Consider the following 15,272-nt stretch of genomic DNA (forward strand, 5'->3'; position numbering starts at 1 on the left):
GCCTTGCCGCCGGCCATCGGGCACCCTCCAGAATATGGTGTAAATTGTTTATACCAATTCTGGAGATTGCCCGATGAGCTTCACCCCCGACGCGGCCGCGCCCGCCACCTCTTCCGTCGACGCGCCCGCTGCGGCAGCCGCCCCCGCGGCATCCGCGGCCCCCGCCGCAACGGCGGCGGCAAAGGGCAAGCGGCCTGCGCCACGCGCGGCCGCCCCTGCGGGCAAGGCGCCGAAGGCCACGGCAAAGGCCGTCGCGCCAAAAGCCAAGGCGAAGGACAAGCCCAAGGCACCCAAGACCGCGCCCGTCCCTGCGCCGACGGCCGCCGCGGCCGCCCCCAAGGGCAAGGAGAAGCTGGTCCGAGACAGCTTCACGATGCCGCGAGCCGACTTCGACCTGATCGACCTGTTGAAGGAACGTGCGCTGGGCTTCAAGCACCCGGCCAAGAAGAGCGAACTGCTGCGCGCCGGCCTGCAGGCGCTGGCCGCGCTGGACGACGCGGCGCTGCAGGCCCGGTTGTCCGGGCTGACCGCGCTGAAGGCCGGCCGGCCGAAGAAGCAGGGCTGACCGCCGCGCATGCCCGCATCCACCCCAGCCCATGCGGGCACCTACGGGGCCGACGAATCCGGCCTCATCTGCGGCTACGTGCTGGGCCCCGGGCGTGGCGCCCGGGCACTGGTGTCCGCCGCGGCGGCCGAATGGCTCGCCGTGCGCCGGCAGGCCGCGCCTGCAGGCAACGACGGCGGCTTCCTGTGGCTGCACTTCAACCTGGCGCACACGGGATCCCAGCCCTGGCTCGAGCGCTTCGCGGGCCTGCCCGGCGACTTCTTCGACGCGCTGAAGGAAGACCTGCACTCCACGCGCATCGAGCGCACCGACCACCACTCGCTGATCGCGGTGGTCAACGACGTCCACTTCGCGTTTTCGTTCGAGCCGTCGGAGATCTCGACGCTGTGGATCCACGTCGACCGCGACCTCGTCGTCACCGCCCGCCGACAGGCGCTGCGCTCGATCGACCAGCTGCGCACCGCGGCCAAGCGCGGCGACACCTTCGGCTCGCCGATCGAACTGCTGGAGCACCTGCTGCGCGCCCAGGCCGACGTGCTCGTGCGCATCGTGCGCGACGTGACCTCGCGCGTCGACGGCATCGAGGACGAACTGCTGGCCAACCGGCTCGACCACCGGCGCGTGCGCCTGGGCGCGATGCGGCGGCTGCTGGTGCGGCTGCAAAGGCTGCTGGCGCCGGAGCCCGCGGCGCTGTTCCGGCTGCTGCAGCACCCGCCCGGCTGGATCGACGAGGCCGGCGTGCTCGCGCTGCGGCAGTCGACCGAGGAGTTCTCCGTTGTGCTGCGCGACATGTCGGCGCTGCAGGAGCGCATCAAGCTGCTGCAGGAAGAGATCGCGGCGCGGGTCAACGAGGACAACAACCGCAGCCTCTTCGTGCTGACCGTCGTCACGGTGCTGGCGCTGCCGATCAACCTGATCGCCGGCCTGATGGGCATGAACGTCGGTGGCGTGCCGCTGGCCGAGGCGCCGCACGGCTTCTGGATCGTCGTCGGGATCGTGCTGGACTTCACCGGGCTGGCGGGCTGGCTGGCGTGGCGGTCGCGGCGCAGGGACTGACGGCGGCTTCAGGTCCCAAAAGCAAAACGGGCTGCACATCGCTGTGCAGTCCGTTTTGGCCAAGGGCGGAATCGCACCACCGACACGCGGATTTTCAATCCGTCGCAACGGTCGGCATTGGCACCGCATCAGCAAGCAAATCAACAACTTACGGCACGGCACCACCGCAGTACATGCGCGTTGTCCTGCTATGCCGTTGACACCCTGTTGACAGGCGACGCGGCCGGCTCACGGGGCAAAGAACGCCCGAATGTCGGCCACGGCACCACCGCCGTTCAGGTGCATCAGCCACTGCTTGCTACCTCGACAGAGCGAATTTTGATCACTTTCATCGATTCGCCCCACTCACTGCGCCAGCGTGAATTTGATCATCGGCCGGTCGTCCACGGCACCGATCTTCCAAGAATAGGACTTCGACAGTAGGCCAGGCGTGCCGGTGGCGTTGTGCTCCAAGACCTAGGTGTTCGCAGGCAGGAAGACCTCTGCCTTGCCGTTCACCTTGATCCCGAAGGACCGTAGTTGGTCACGGTCTTTCTCCTTCATGGGCGGAACCGCAAGCAAGAAGACACCATCCTTGTCGCGCCTGATGTTGAAGATCTTCAAGGTACTGACCTGGCGGCCCGCCTTCACGTCCTCATCGATCTGAACATCGAAGCGGCCGTTGCCCGTGTAAGTCATCCTCCGAACACCTGGAGCCTTCGCGGCCTTCTCCGCCTCCCGTTTCAAGCCGTCCTCGTCCTTCGCCGGCAGGCTGCCTTTCTCCTTGATGGCCGCAGCCGCTAGAAAGTGGACGGCAGTCCCTCCGTACTTGTACGTGTAGCCACCATCTGGTTTGAAGTTGACCGAGGCCTCGAACTTCTCAGGCAGCAAGCAGCCGGTGAGGCTCAGCGCCACCGCCGCCATGGCCACCAGGCGCGCAAATCGGATAATGTTCTGTTCTCCCTGTTCATTGACTGGAAAAGATAGCAAGAGCGCAGAGCACGGGGGCTTGCCCGGCCCGCACCGGTGCGCATCGCTACCAGGCAGAAGAACAGTTGAACGCCACGGGCAGCAGTTCGTCGCATGCTTTCGGCCGGGCTACGGAGTTCGATCCGCTCAGGCGAATCGGAGCCCTACCCGGCCGGCTCCTACCGGCCCCATGCCCTGTCCACTGGAGAGGACACCGCGAAATGCTCCTCGGGTGACGGTGGTGGTCCGCCAAGGCCGTGAATACCGGCTCATGAGGACGGTGGCCCGCCAAGGCCGGTGAAACGACCGAGGCGCAGCAACTCCGCGAGGTAGAAAGATCAGGCGGCTTCGAAAACGCGAAGTTCGACGTGCAGGCCGGCAGCAGTCGCCATGTTCACCAAAGCATCCAGGCCAAACAAGTTGATCTTTCCCCGCACCAGGTCGGACACGCGCGGCTGAGTGACGCCGAACAGCTCAGCAGCTTGCGCCTGGCTGATCCCGCTTTGGGCAATGCGGTCCTTCAACGCAGTCATGAGCGTCGCGCGCAGCTTCATGTTCTCGGCCTGCTCGGGCGTGTCCTCGATGGCTTCCCACACGCTGGTGAATCGTTGGTCGGTCATGGCTTCAACTCCTGCATCAAGTCGCGGAAGCGCCGCGTCGCCAAGTCCAAATCCGGTTTGCTGGTCTTCTCGGTCTTCTTCTGGAAACAGTGAAGGACGTACACGGCATCCGCCAGCTTCGCCAGGTAGATCACGCGGAAGGCGCCTGCAGCGTCCCGGATGCGAATTTCCCTGACGCCGGCACCCACGGTGTTCATCGGCTTCCAATCGTCTGGGTCGCGCCCGCCTTGCACCAGGTCGAGCTGATAGCCCGCCTCGCGCCGGGCGTCCAACGGAAAGGCGCGCAAATCATCAAGGGAACTGCCCCGGAACTCGATAGGCTTGGCATCGCTCACCCATGGACAATACAAGTTTTTGTATATTGGCGCAAGCGTTTCCCACGGGAAACGGAGCAGCCAAAGGCCGGCCGGGAGTTCTCATGCGTCAGCCAGACTACCCGGCCAACTGGGCCGAATCTTTGGCTACGCGATATCGGCCTTCAGGGAGGCCGTGGAACGGGTTGGCCTTAACCGTCCAGATGGCCAGATGACCCACGTACTCAGGCACACGTTCGCCAGCCACTTCATGATGAACGGCGGCAACATCCTGACGCTGCAGCGCATCCTAGGCCACGCGAACGTGACGATGACGAGCACCCGCAGGAAGCAAAGAACCTGAACCCTTTGGGCTGGTTGACACTTCGTTGACAGCCAACGAAAAACGGGTTGCATCGTGAGACACAACCCGTTGATTTCATTAGGAATTCTGGTGGCCAAGGGCGGAATCGAACCACCGACACGCGGATTTTCAATCCGCTGCTCTACCAACTGAGCTACTTGGCCAAGAGGCGGGAGTATAGCGTGTTTTTCAGAGGGCGCCGCGTTTGTTGCGGCTCAGGTCGACACCGAGCTGCTTGAGCTTGCGGTACAGGTGCGTGCGCTCGAGGCCGGTCTTCTCGGCCACGCGCGTCATGCTGCCGTTTTCCTTCGCGAGGTGGAACTCGAAGTAGCTCTTCTCGAACGCGTCGCGCGCCTCCCGCAGCGGACGGTCGAGGTCGAACGACTGCTCGCTCTGCGGACCGAGCTGCAGCGGTTGCGCCGGCGGCAGGCCGAGCCCGCCGGTCATCGCCGATTCGACGGTGAGGCCGGCATCGCCACGCAGCGGCAGGCCGCCGGGCGCGCCGCCATCGGCCTGGCGCGGGGCCGGCTTGGCCAGGCCGGCCTCCACGGCCCGCAGCAGCTTTTGCAGGGTGATGGGTTTCTCGAGGAAGGCCATCGCGCCGTACTTCGTGGCCTCCACGGCGGTATCGATGGTGCCGTGCCCGCTCATCATGATGACCGGCATGGTCAGCTGCGAGGTACTGCCCCATTCCTTGAGCAAGGTGATGCCGTCGACATCGGGCATCCAGATGTCGAGCAGCACCAGGTCGGGCCGCCGGCGTTCGCGCGCGGCACGGGCCTGCGCGGCGTTCTCGGCGAGCTCGATGGTGTGACCCTCATCGGTCAAGATCTCGGACAACAGCGCACGGATGCCGAGTTCGTCGTCAACAACAAGTATTGTGGCCATGATCCTCAGGGCGCCAAAGGGAGTGAACCGGCCACCACCACGGCGGCGGCGGGTGCGGCGGCGAGGTTCGAAAATGATAACGAAACTTGCGCGCCTGCCAATTGAACCGTTTCGCCCGAGGCGGCGTGTTCATCCGTTCGATTGCCGATGCGCACGCGGGCCCCGTGCTCCTCGGCGATCTTCTTGACCACAGCAAGGCCCAGGCCGGTGCCTTTGCTCTTGGTGGTGACATAGGGTTCGAAGGCGCTCTTGAGCACCTTGTCGGCGAAGCCGGGCCCGTTGTCGAGCACCTTCAGGCGCACGGCCCGGACGTCGCCGCTGTCGTTGCGCACCGCCTCGGTGACCACATCGACATGCCCGTCGGGCGCTTCGTCGACGGCATCGAGCGCGTTCTGCACGAGGTTGTGCACGACCTGCCGCAGCTGCGTCGCGTCGCCCAGGATGGCCGGCAGGTCGGGGGCGCCGTGCGCGGTCAGCCGGCCCTGCTCGACCTGGGCGCCGTACAGCGCCAGCACCTCGGCCACCAGCGCGTTGAGGTCGAGCGGCTCCAGCTTCGCGGCCGGCAGCCGCGCGTAGTCCCGGAACTCGTTGACCAGCTGCTTCATCGCCTGCACCTGCGCCACGATGGTGCCCACCGAGCGCACGAGCATGGCCTGGTCGGGGCCCTGCAGCTTGGCCTCGAGCTTGTGCTGCAGGCGCTCGGCCGACAGCTGGATCGGCGTCAGCGGGTTCTTGATCTCGTGCGCCAGCCGCCGTGCCACCTCGGCCCACGCCGCCGAGCGCTGCGCCGACACCACGTCGGAGATGTCGTCGAACACCATCAGCCGTGCGTCGTTGGGGAGCACGGCGCCGCGCACGAGCAGCGTGAGCGCGGCGCGGTCGGCCGCCGTGGGCTGCAGCTCGAAGGAGTCCTGCCAATGGTCGCGCTCTCCGGCCTCGGGGCTGGAACGGTGCAGCTCGAAGCGTTGCCACACGCCTTGCGCAAAGGCTTCCAGCCCGCCGATCTCGTCGAGGCGCTGGCCCACGTGCGCGGACAACGGCAGCTTCAGGATGCGGGTGGCGCCGGGGTTGACGCTCTCGATGCGGCGGTCGCGGTCGAAGACGACGACCCCGGCCGTGAGGCTGTCGAGGATGGTCTGCAGGTGCGTCCGTGCGCTTTCGAGCTGCGAGACGCCGCGCTGCACCTGCTCGCGCGCCTGGCCGAGCTGCTCGGTCATGTCGGCGAACGACCGCGTGAGGCCACCGAGCTCGTCGCTGGCGGTGGAGACCGGCTTGGCCGTCAGGTCGCCCCGCGCCACCTGCCGCACGCCTTCGGCCAGCAGCAGCAGCGGCCGCGCCAGCTGCGTGCCGAGCAGGCCCGCCAGCAGCACGGCGCCGAACACCGCGAGGATGAGCGCCAGCGTCAGCGTGCCGATGTACATCTTGCGCAGGCCGTCGCGCGCCAGCGCACGCTGCTGGTACTCGCGGTAGGCGGCCTGCACCGCCAGCGCGTTGCTGGCCAGCGTGGTAGGCACCGCCTGCACCACCAGCAGGAAACGGTCTTCCCCGGCCAACGTGATGTCGTTGTTCGGCACCAGCGCCAGCGCCCTCACGCGGGCGCGCGGCGCGGCGCCGGCGGCCGGCTCGTCGTCCAGGCCGTCGAGCTGGCTGGCCGCGCGCAGCAGCCGCGCCTGGCGCAGCAGCGAGGCCGGCGGCCGCTCGGGCGCGATGGACGCCCCCGCCCCGCCCCCTGCGGCCACCAGGCTCTGCCCGTTGGCGCCCAGCAGGGCGACCTGCTCGGCGCCGAGCTGCTCGCGCAGGCGCTCGAGCTGCAGCGTGTCGGGCGGCACCCGTGTTTCGGCCATGCGGTCGGCGGCGGCGCGTGTGCGGCTGCCCAGGTCGACCACCAGCGCGTCGAGCGTGCTGCGCCCGAGGTTGAGGCCGGCGTCGAGCGCCCCCTCCACCTTGGCATCGAACCAGGCCTCGATGCTGCGCGAGACGAACTGGTAGCTGACCGTGTAGATCAGCACGCCCGGCACCACGCCGACCAGCGCGAAGATGCCCGCGAGCTTGAACAGCAGCTTGCTGCCGAACTTGCCGCGTTTCAGCCGCACCACCAGGCGCAGCGCGGCCAGCGCCACTACGAGCGCCAGCGCCGCGGCGACGGTCACGTTGAGCCAGAAGAGCCAGACGAAGTTGCGTTCGTAGAAGACGCGCGTGTCGGTCGTCAGCGCGAGCACGAAGGTCAGCACCAGCGCGACGCCGACAAACGCCACCAGCGAGACGATCCAGGCCCAGCGGGCGGACTTGGTCATGCCGGTGTCAGGGCGGATCGAGCCGCACGGTGCGCTCGACCTGCAGCGTCCAGTCGGCCAGGCTGCCGATGCCGATCTGCATCGGCCGCGGCAGCTGGCTCGTGTCGAGCCGGTAGCTGAAGTCGGTGTAGTAGGCCTCGTCGGGCTCGACGCGCGCACCGTCGGCGATCGGCCAGCCCGTGCCGCGCGAGATGGCCGACAGCGCCTCGGCCAGCGTGGCGTAGGTCTGGTGCAGTCCGCCCTGGCTGACGCGCCAGCCCGAGGTCAGCGGCTGGTAGGACAGGCGCCAGGCGCGCGTGGCGCGGCCCACGCGCTCGTCGCGCCAGTACCAGCGCGGGCGGTACGTGGTGGCCTGCGCCTCGAAGTAGATCGGCACGCCGCGCTGCAGCGCCTCGTCGACCGCCCGCGGCAGCTGCAGGCGCACCGCATAGTCGAGCACGAGGCCGGACTCGGTGCGGCGAACGTCCAGCTCCAGCAGATCGGCGCCCTGCCCCCGCGCCCCTGCCACCGCGACCAGGCACCACGCGAGCAGCAAGCCCCGCCACGCGGCGGGGCCGAACAGGGCGCGGACCTTCCAGCGGCGGGTCAGGGTCACGGCGTTCCGGATCAATCAGGGCTTGTGCAACAGGGCGTAGTAGAAGCCGTCGGCTACCGCCGGCGCGCTGCCATCGAGGCTGTCGGCCTCCGTGGGATTGTCGGGCACGGGCAGCAGGTGTCCCGGCGATGCCGGGTCGAGGCGCACCGAACTGGTGCCCTGCCGTTGCAAAAACGCGTCGATCTGCAGGCTTCCTTCGGCACGGAACACCGAGCAGGTGGCGTACACCAGCCGGCCGCCCGGCGCCAGCAGCGGCCACAGCGCGTCGAGCATCTGGGCCTGGATGCGCGACAGCGCGTCCACGTCGTCGGCCCGGCGCAGCCAGCGGATGTCGGGGTGCCGGCGCACGATGCCCGAGGCGCTGCACGGCGCATCGAGCAGGATCGCGTCGAACGGGCGGCCGTCCCACCAGGCACGTGTGTCGCGCGCATCGGCCGCCACCATCTCGGCACGCAGCTGCAGGCGGTTCAGCGTGTCGCGCACCCGCGCGAGGCGGACGGGATCGCTGTCGAGCGCCAGCACGTCCAAGTCGGCCAGTTCGAGCAGGTGGGCCGTCTTGCCGCCGGGCGCGGCGCACGCATCGAGCACGCGCGCGCCCGCCGGCAATGCGGCCGCGCCCTCCCCGCCCAGCAGCAGCGGCGCGGCGCGCTGGGCCGCGGCATCCTGCACCGAGACCTCGCCTTCGGCGAAGCCGGGCAGCTGCTGCACGGGGCAGGGCTGCGCCAGCGCCAGCGCGTGGGGGCCGAGCACGGTGGCGGCCCGGCCCTGGGCGGCCAGCCGTTGCGCATAGGCCTGCGCGGTACCGCGGCGCGCGTTGACCCGCAGCGTCATTGGCGGATGGCGGTTGGCGGCCTGCAGGATGGCCTGCCATTGCGAGGGCCAGTCCTGGCGCACGCGCTCGATCCACCACAGCGGATGGTTGAAGGCCCCGACCGGATCGTGCGCAGCCGCCGACACCAGCGCAGCCCGCTCGCGGATGAAGCGGCGCAGCACCGCATTGATGAAGCCGGCCGCCGCGGGCGTGCGGTGGTGGGCTGCAGCGACGGCCTGGTCGACCAGCGTGTGGTCGTTGTAGGGCGGCGCGTCGGTCGGCCAGAGCAGCGCCAGCGCGGTCGTCAGCAGCGCATCGACCTTGGGCGGCGGGGCCTTGGGCGCCACCGCCTCGCGCACGCGCGTGGCGCCGCCGAGCCAGCGCAGCACGTGGAAGCTCAACGCCTGCGTGCCGGCGCGCGCATCGGCCGGCACGCGGGCCAGCACGTCGGTGAGCGACTGGCCGCTGCGCACGGCCAGGACGGCATCGGCCGTGTGGTCGAGCAGGCGTGAAAGCGGCAGGGCATGCGGGGTCATCGGGGCAGTCTACCCAGCGCACGCTGCGCTGCCCGACAATCGCGCGCTCCAGCAGGCTTTGCACCAGCATGTCCCGAAGTTCCCCCCCGATCCTCCCGAGCGAAGAAGACCTCGCCCGGCTGCCTGCGTCGGAACGCATCCGCTACCGCCTGATCGGCGCGGACTGCCGCTACCACGCCAACGACAACATCTCCGCCCACGTGCGCGAAGGCGAGATCGAGGAACTGAAGGCCGAGGTGACGGCCAAGATGCAGGCGGTGCTGTCGTCGCTGGTGATCGACACCGACAGCGACCACAACACCAACGACACGGCGCGCCGCGTCGCGAAGATGTTCATCGACGAGGTGTTCCGCGGCCGCTACGTGCCGATGCCGCCGGTGACGGAGTTTCCGAACTTCTCGCGGCTGAACGAGCTGATGATCGTCGGCCCGGTCAAGGTGCGCAGCGCCTGCTCGCACCACCTCTGCCCCATCCTCGGCAAGGTGTGGATCGGCATCCTGCCGAACGAACACTCGAACCTGATCGGGCTGTCGAAGTACGCGCGCATCTGCGAGTGGATCATGAGCCGGCCGCAGATCCAGGAGGAGGCCGTGACGATGCTGGCCGAGGAACTCCAGGACCGTGTCAAGCCCGACGGTCTGGCCATCGTGATGGAGGCCGACCACTTCTGCATGCACTGGCGCGGCGTGAAGGACGACGAGTCGATGATGACCAACTCGGTGATGCGCGGCGCCTTCTTGAAGGATGCAACACTGCGCAGGGAGTTCCTGTCGCTGCTGCCGAAGAAGAACGGCGGCTGATACCCCCGCTCAACCGGAGCCCGTGATGCTGGTACGCCTCATGTATGCGAGCCGCGCGACTGCGCCGCTCGACCAGGAAGGGATGCACGCGCTGTTGCGGCACTGCAAGGCCGAGAACCCGCGGCACGGCATCACCGGCGTGCTGTGCCTCTCGTCGGACATCTTCATGCAGGTGCTCGAAGGCGGCCGCGACGCGGTCAACCGGCTGTACAACCGGATCGCCGCCGACCCGCGCCACACCGACGTGGTGCTGCTCGACTATCGCGAGATCTGCGAGCGGCGGTTCGCCGGCTGGGCCATGGGGCAGGTCAGCATGTCGCGGCTCAACCCGGCCACCATCCTGAAGTACTCGGAAACGCCGATGCTCGATCCGTACAAGGTCTCGGGCGAGGCGTCGATGGCGCTGTTCGAAGAGCTGCTGGCCACCGCTTCGATCATGGGGGAGCGGGGGTAGATGGGGCACCCGGCGCCGCGTGTACGCGGCGCCACCCGCCGAGCGGGTCCGCGGCCGCTTCGGAGCGGCCGGGCGCTGGCCGCGGGGGGATGGGGCACCCGGCGCCGCGTGTACGCGGCGCCACCCGCCGAGCGGGTCCGCGGCCGCTTCGGAGCGGCCGGGCGCTGGCCGCGGGGGGATGGGGCACCCGCCGCCGCGTGTACGCGGCGCCACCCGCCGAGCGGGTCCGCGGCCGCTTCGGAGCGGCCGGGCGCTGGCCGCGGGGATGGGGCACCCGGCACCCCGCTACAGCGGGCCGGCGTCCTCGAAGCCGTAGAGCTTCACCAGCAAGCGCGTGGGCCACTGGTGCGCCGCATCGTTGTAGGCGGCGACCGCGTCGTTGAAGAGCTGCCGGGCGAAAGCCTGGCGCTGCTCGGCGTCGTGCAGCTCGCGCTGCCAGCCCGCCACCTCGGGGTTCGACCGCAGGTCGGGATGCTGGTCGAGCAACGCGCTCAAGCGCGCCAGGGCCGATGCCAGCTGGCGCTCCGCCATGACGAACTGCGCCGCCGCCGGCGCATGGGCCGGCTTGGCGCGCAGCGCATCGGCGGCCGCGGCGGCCTGCTGCAACGCAGACGACGCAGCCTCCACCGCCCCCTGCTCCTGCGGCCAGGCCTCGCGCAACACCGCCAGCAGCAGCGGCAGCGTCTCCCTGCGCCGGCGCATCGGCTCATCCACCTGCGCCCACGACTGCACGATGCGCAGGCGCATCGCGACGATGCGGTTGTACGCCCCGACCATCCAGAAGATGAGCACCGCGGCGGCCCCGAGGAGCACGATCTCGCGCACGCTCAACGGATGCCTCCCTGCACGGCCGCGCCGGCCAGGTACTCGGCATGCCCGCGCGCCCGCAGCTCGCACGCGGGGCATGTTCCGCAGCCATAGCCCCACGCGTGGCGGCGGCTGCGGTCGCCCAGGTAGCAGGTGTGGGTGTGCTCGACGATCAGGTCGTTGAGCGCCTGGCCGCCGAGCTGCGCGCTCAAGGCCCAGGTCTGCGCCTTGGTGAGGAACATCAGCGGCGTCTCGATCGTCATCGGCCCGTCCATCCCGAGCGACAGCGCCACCTGCATCGCCTTCATCGTGTTGTCGCGGCAGTCCGGGTAGCCCGAATAGTCGGTCTCGCACATGCCACCCACCAGCACGCTGGCGCCGCGGCGGTAGGCCAACGCGGCCGCGAAGGTCAGGAACAGCAGGTTGCGGCCCGGCACGAAGGTGTTGGGCAGGCCGCCGGCGGCGAACGCGATGGCGCGCTCGTCCGTCAGCGCGGTGTCCGAGATCTGGCCGAGCAGGCGCAGGTCCAGCACATGGTCGCCGCCCAGCCGGGCGGCCCACTGGGGAAAGCCCTCGCGCAACGCCTGCAGCACACGCAGGCGGCAGTCGAGCTCCACCGCGTGCCGCTGCCCGTAGTCGAACCCCACGGTTTCCACCGAGGCGAAGCGGTCGAGCGCCCAGGCCAGGCAGGCCGTGGAGTCCTGCCCGCCAGAAAACAGCACAATGGCCGAACGTTTGGAATGCATGGTGGCCCGAGCATAGCCGGCACCTATTGCATGCACCTCACCCAGCCACTACCGTCTCCTCCTTCAACGCCACTGGCCACGACAGCCGCTTTCTCCCGATGGTTGCCCCCCCCGGCCACGCAGCGCCCCCCGACATCGCAGACACCCTGGAGGCGTGCCGCCGGTTCATGCAGGCCCAGCAGCCCGACGCGCTGCCGGCCCTGCTGTTCGACTGGTTGCGCGCCCACACCCCTGCCTGCCGGGCCCTCCTGCTGTGGAACGAGGAAGGCCGCTGGACGCCCCGGGCGGGCTTCGACGGCACCGTCACCTGGCACGCCGGCGACGCGTCGCCCCACCGGCCGCTGCCGCCCGCGCTGCCGCAGGCCCTGGCCGCGGGCGCGCCGCGGTGGCTGGCCGACGACGGGCGCTGCGCCGCGCTGCCGCTGCTGCTCGGCGCCCCCGAGCATCCCCGCGGCTGGCTGTACCTGGAGGCGCCCTCCTCCCTGGCGGCACCGTCCGCCGGGCTGGCCACGCTGGAGCACCTGCTGCCGCATTTCGCGGCGGCCTACGACAACGCGGAAGCGCGCCGCAACCTCGAGTTCCTCGTCACCGCACGCACCGCCGAGCTGCAGGAGCTGCGCCGCGTCGCCGAGGACGCCAGCCGCGCCCAGGCCGACTTCCTGGCCAACATGAGCCACGAGATCCGCACGCCGATGAACGCCATCCTCGGCATGTCGCACCTCGCGCTGCGCAGCGGCCTGAACCCGCAGCAGCACAACTACGTGCTGAAGGTCGAGCGCTCCGCCGAGTCGCTGCTCGCGCTGATCAACGACCTGCTCGACTATTCGCGCATCGAGGCCGGTCGGCTCGACATCGAGGCCGTGCCCTTCGACCTGACCGAGACGCTGGAGAACCTGGCCAACCTGGTCGCGCTGGCTGCCGACGAAAAAGGGCTGGAGCTGGTCTTCAACGAGCCGGCCGACCTGCCCACGCTGCTGGTGGGCGACGCGCAGCGGCTCGGGCAGATCCTGACCAACCTGTGCAACAACGCGATCAAGTTCACCGACCGCGGCGAGATCACTGTCAGCGTCGAGGAGGTCGAGCGCGCCGAGCAGGCCGTCACGCTGCGTTTTGCGGTGCGCGACACCGGCATCGGGATGACGCCCGACGAGCAGCGGCGGCTCTTCCAGCCCTTCACGCAGGCCGACGCCGGCACCGCGCGCCGCTTCGGCGGCATGGGCCTGGGGCTGGCCATCACGCACCACCTCGTCGCCATGATGGGCGGCACGATCGGCGTGGACAGCAAGCAGGGCCAGGGCAGCACCTTCCATTTCACCCTGAGCTTCGGCCTGCAGCCGCAGGCGCGCAAGGCGCCGGAGGCGCTGCGCAGCGCCAAGGTGCTGGTGGTCGACGACAACGCAAGCGCCCGCAGCATCCTGCTGCGCATGACCCAGGCGCTCGGCCTGCACGCCGAGGCGGCGCGCGACGGCTGGGATGCACTGCGCGCCGTGGCGCTCGCCCACGAGGCGCAGGCGCCCTTCGACCTCGTGCTGCTCGACTGGCGGATGCCCGGCATGGACGGCGTCGAGTGCGCGCGCCAACTGCTGGCGCCGTCCCCGGGCCGCCCCGCGCCGAAGGTCGCGATGATGACGGCCTTCGGCCGCGACGACGTGACGTCGCGCCTGGCGGCCCAGCGCGTGCCCGTCGACGCCGTGCTGACCAAGCCGCTGACGCCGTCGAGCCTGCAGGTGGCGTACGCGACGCTGCTGGGCCACCCGGCGCACCGCCGCCCGCCGCGGCAGGACGACCCGCTCGGCAGCCACCGCGCCCGGCTGCGCGGCGCGCGCATGCTGGTGGTCGACGACAACGCGATCAACCTCGAGCTCGCGCAGGAGCTGCTGGCCAGCGCCGGCATGATCGTCAGCGTCGCCAACGACGGCCGCAAGGCGCTGGCGATGCTCCAGGACCAGGTGTTCGACGGCGTGCTGATGGACGTGCAGATGCCGGTGCTCGACGGCTACGCCGCGACCCGGGCGATCCGCGAGCAGCCGCACCTGAAGGACCTGCCGGTGATCGCGATGACGGCCAACGCCATGCGCGGCGACCGCGAGCGCGCGCTGGCCGCCGGCATGAACGACCATGTCGCCAAGCCCATCGTCGTCGAGCTGCTGTTCAACGCCATCGCGCGCTGGGTGCGCCCGGCGGAGCCGGTGCTGGCCGAGCCGGCGGCCGAGGCGCCCGCCGTCGACCGGCTGGCACAGCTGCCGGGCATCGACGTGCGGGTGGGCCGCACCAGCACGATGGGCAACGACGTGCTGTACCGCCGGCTGCTGCTGATGTTCCTGAAGGGCCAGCGCGACTTCGGCCCGCTGTTCCGCGCCGCCCGCACGAGCGGCGACGCCTCCGGCGCGCTGCGCATGGCGCACAACCTGCGCACGGTCTCCGGCAGCCTGGGCGCCCAGTCGGTGCAGGTCTCGGCCCGCATGCTGGAGGACGCCTGCGGCCGGGGCGCCCCGGAGCCGGAGATCGACCTGCTGCTCGCCCGCGTCGAGAACGACCTCGCGCCGGTCCTGGCGGGCCTGGAGGCGCTGGCGCAGGAAGCCTAGCGCAGCGCAGCCTACGTCTGAACACACATGCCCGGCCGGGGAAGGCCGACCCGCGCCGGTAAACTCCGGCCTTTCCCGACACCCGACCCATGGCCGTCGCCGCCCCGCCGAACTCACCCGACATCTTCGACCTGCGCAGCGCCGCCCTGACGCTGATCGCCGTGGTCCTGAAGACCGCCGACCTGGCCGTGCTGGCCCGGGAGCTCGATGCCCGCACGGCGGACAACCCGGGCCTGTTCGACAACGATCCGGTGGCCGTCGACCTGTCGCCGGTGCGCGACGACCCCTCGCCGATCGACTTCGCGGCGCTCGTGGCGCTGCTGCGCACGCACCGCATGATGCCGGTGGCCGCCAAGGGCGGCAGCCCGGAGCAGATGGCCGCGGCGCTGGCCGCCGGCCTGGTCGAGGCTCCCGATTTCGCCGCCCCGGCGCGTGCCCCGCGCGCCGAGCCTCCGGCGCCCGAGGTGCGCGAGGTCGTGCGCGAAGTGATCCACGAGGTCGAGGTCGTGCGCGAGGTGCGCGTGCCCGGCGAGCCGGTGCCGACGATGGTCGTCGACAAGCCGCTGCGCTCGGGCCAGCAGGTGTATGCCCGCGGCGGCGACCTGATCGTGCTGGCCGCGGTGAACTTCGGCGCCGAGGTCATCGCCGACGGCCACATCCACGTCTATGCACCGCTGCGCGGACGGGCGCTGGCCGGGGCCCGCGGCAATGCCGGCGCCCGCATCTTCTCCACCTGCCTGGAGGCGCAGCTCGTCTCCGTGGCAGGCATCTACCGGACCACCGACGTGCCGCTGCCCTCCGACATCCTCGGGCAGCCGGCACAAGTGCGGCTCGAAGGCGAGAAGCTCGTCATCGAACGCCTGGGCGCCTGACGCGCCCGCACCGACAAAGTCTGCACAGAAAGGACCAG

The 15,272-nt window shown here is 70.0% G+C and carries 16 protein-coding genes and 1 tRNA gene; 7 read left to right on the forward strand and 10 right to left on the reverse strand.

Annotation, left to right across the window (positions count from 1 at the left end; genetic code table 11):
• Positions 1-73 precede the first annotated feature (73 nt).
• Together V4F39_RS14070 and V4F39_RS14075 are read left to right on the forward strand one after the other, a co-directional pair.
• Complete coding sequence (locus V4F39_RS14070; RefSeq protein ID WP_332290144.1) at positions 74-565, forward strand: hypothetical protein; 492 nt, start codon at positions 74-76, stop codon at positions 563-565.
• 9 nt (positions 566-574) lie between these two features.
• Positions 575-1,621 (forward strand): transporter, encoded by a 1,047-nt coding sequence (locus tag V4F39_RS14075; protein ID WP_332290145.1) that lies wholly within the window; start codon positions 575-577, stop codon positions 1,619-1,621.
• A 456-nt stretch (positions 1,622-2,077) separates the two neighbouring features.
• Here V4F39_RS14075 and V4F39_RS14080 read toward each other — a convergent pair whose 3' ends face one another.
• The 3 genes from V4F39_RS14080 to V4F39_RS14090 all read right to left on the reverse strand — a co-directional run bounded on the left by V4F39_RS14080 (position 2,078) and on the right by V4F39_RS14090 (position 3,524).
• Positions 2,078-2,530, reverse strand: coding sequence for a hypothetical protein (locus tag V4F39_RS14080; RefSeq protein WP_332290146.1), 453 nt, complete (start codon positions 2,528-2,530; stop codon positions 2,078-2,080).
• A gap of 377 nt (positions 2,531-2,907) precedes the next feature.
• Positions 2,908-3,189, reverse strand: coding sequence for a helix-turn-helix domain-containing protein (locus V4F39_RS14085; protein WP_332290147.1), 282 nt, complete (start codon positions 3,187-3,189; stop codon positions 2,908-2,910).
• Entirely contained in the window at positions 3,186-3,524 is a 339-nt protein-coding gene (locus tag V4F39_RS14090) for a type II toxin-antitoxin system RelE/ParE family toxin (protein ID WP_332290148.1), read from the reverse strand. Before V4F39_RS14090 ends, V4F39_RS14085 begins: the two co-directional genes overlap by 4 nt.
• A gap of 190 nt (positions 3,525-3,714) precedes the next feature.
• Here V4F39_RS14090 and V4F39_RS14095 point away from each other — a divergent pair, with 190 nt between their 5' ends.
• Positions 3,715-3,846 carry a tyrosine-type recombinase/integrase gene (locus V4F39_RS14095; protein WP_345786516.1) on the forward strand — a complete coding sequence of 44 codons (132 nt, stop codon included), beginning with the start codon at positions 3,715-3,717 and terminating at the stop codon, positions 3,844-3,846.
• 88 nt (positions 3,847-3,934) lie between these two features.
• Here the strand turns inward: V4F39_RS14095 and V4F39_RS14100 are convergent.
• From V4F39_RS14100 to rsmB, 5 genes are all read right to left on the reverse strand, one after another.
• A tRNA-Phe gene (locus V4F39_RS14100) sits at positions 3,935-4,010 on the reverse strand.
• Positions 4,011-4,035: 25 nt separating this feature from the next.
• Positions 4,036-4,734 (reverse strand): response regulator, encoded by a 699-nt coding sequence (locus V4F39_RS14105; protein ID WP_332290149.1) that lies wholly within the window; start codon positions 4,732-4,734, stop codon positions 4,036-4,038.
• 5 nt (positions 4,735-4,739) lie between these two features.
• Positions 4,740-7,028: a sensor histidine kinase gene (locus V4F39_RS14110; RefSeq protein ID WP_332290150.1), complete on the reverse strand. Its 2,289-nt coding sequence runs from the start codon at positions 7,026-7,028 to the stop codon at positions 4,740-4,742.
• Between the two features lie 7 nt (positions 7,029-7,035).
• Entirely contained in the window at positions 7,036-7,623 is a 588-nt protein-coding gene (locus V4F39_RS14115) for a DUF4390 domain-containing protein (protein ID WP_332290151.1), read from the reverse strand.
• Between the two features lie 15 nt (positions 7,624-7,638).
• Positions 7,639-8,970, reverse strand: coding sequence for a 16S rRNA (cytosine(967)-C(5))-methyltransferase RsmB (gene rsmB, locus V4F39_RS14120; protein ID WP_332290153.1), 1,332 nt, complete (start codon positions 8,968-8,970; stop codon positions 7,639-7,641).
• A gap of 68 nt (positions 8,971-9,038) precedes the next feature.
• Between rsmB and folE the strand changes: the two genes are divergently transcribed.
• Together folE and V4F39_RS14130 are read left to right on the forward strand one after the other, a co-directional pair.
• Positions 9,039-9,770 carry a GTP cyclohydrolase I gene (folE, locus tag V4F39_RS14125; RefSeq protein ID WP_332290154.1) on the forward strand — a complete coding sequence of 244 codons (732 nt, stop codon included), beginning with the start codon at positions 9,039-9,041 and terminating at the stop codon, positions 9,768-9,770.
• A 25-nt stretch (positions 9,771-9,795) separates the two neighbouring features.
• Positions 9,796-10,224 carry a BLUF domain-containing protein gene (locus tag V4F39_RS14130; protein ID WP_332290156.1) on the forward strand — a complete coding sequence of 143 codons (429 nt, stop codon included), beginning with the start codon at positions 9,796-9,798 and terminating at the stop codon, positions 10,222-10,224.
• A 285-nt stretch (positions 10,225-10,509) separates the two neighbouring features.
• Here the strand turns inward: V4F39_RS14130 and V4F39_RS14135 are convergent, their stop codons facing one another.
• Together V4F39_RS14135 and queC are read right to left on the reverse strand one after the other, a co-directional pair.
• A complete protein-coding gene (locus V4F39_RS14135; RefSeq protein ID WP_332290575.1) occupies positions 10,510-11,049 on the reverse strand; it encodes a LemA family protein in 540 nt (179 codons plus the stop codon).
• A gap of 2 nt (positions 11,050-11,051) precedes the next feature.
• The gene (gene queC / locus V4F39_RS14140; RefSeq protein ID WP_332290157.1) at positions 11,052-11,777 is read right to left on the reverse strand and encodes a 7-cyano-7-deazaguanine synthase QueC; all 726 of its coding nucleotides are present in this window, start codon (positions 11,775-11,777) and stop codon (positions 11,052-11,054) included.
• Between the two features lie 98 nt (positions 11,778-11,875).
• Here queC and V4F39_RS14145 point away from each other — a divergent pair, with 98 nt between their 5' ends.
• Together V4F39_RS14145 and minC are read left to right on the forward strand one after the other, a co-directional pair.
• Positions 11,876-14,362 (forward strand): response regulator, encoded by a 2,487-nt coding sequence (locus V4F39_RS14145; RefSeq protein WP_332290159.1) that lies wholly within the window; start codon positions 11,876-11,878, stop codon positions 14,360-14,362.
• Between the two features lie 89 nt (positions 14,363-14,451).
• Entirely contained in the window at positions 14,452-15,234 is a 783-nt protein-coding gene (gene minC, locus V4F39_RS14150) for a septum site-determining protein MinC (protein ID WP_332290160.1), read from the forward strand.
• Positions 15,235-15,272: the final 38 nt, after the last annotated feature.

Origin of the sequence: Aquincola agrisoli (assembly GCF_036621135.1) — a bacterium.
GTDB lineage: Bacteria > Pseudomonadota > Gammaproteobacteria > Burkholderiales > Burkholderiaceae_C > Aquincola > Aquincola agrisoli.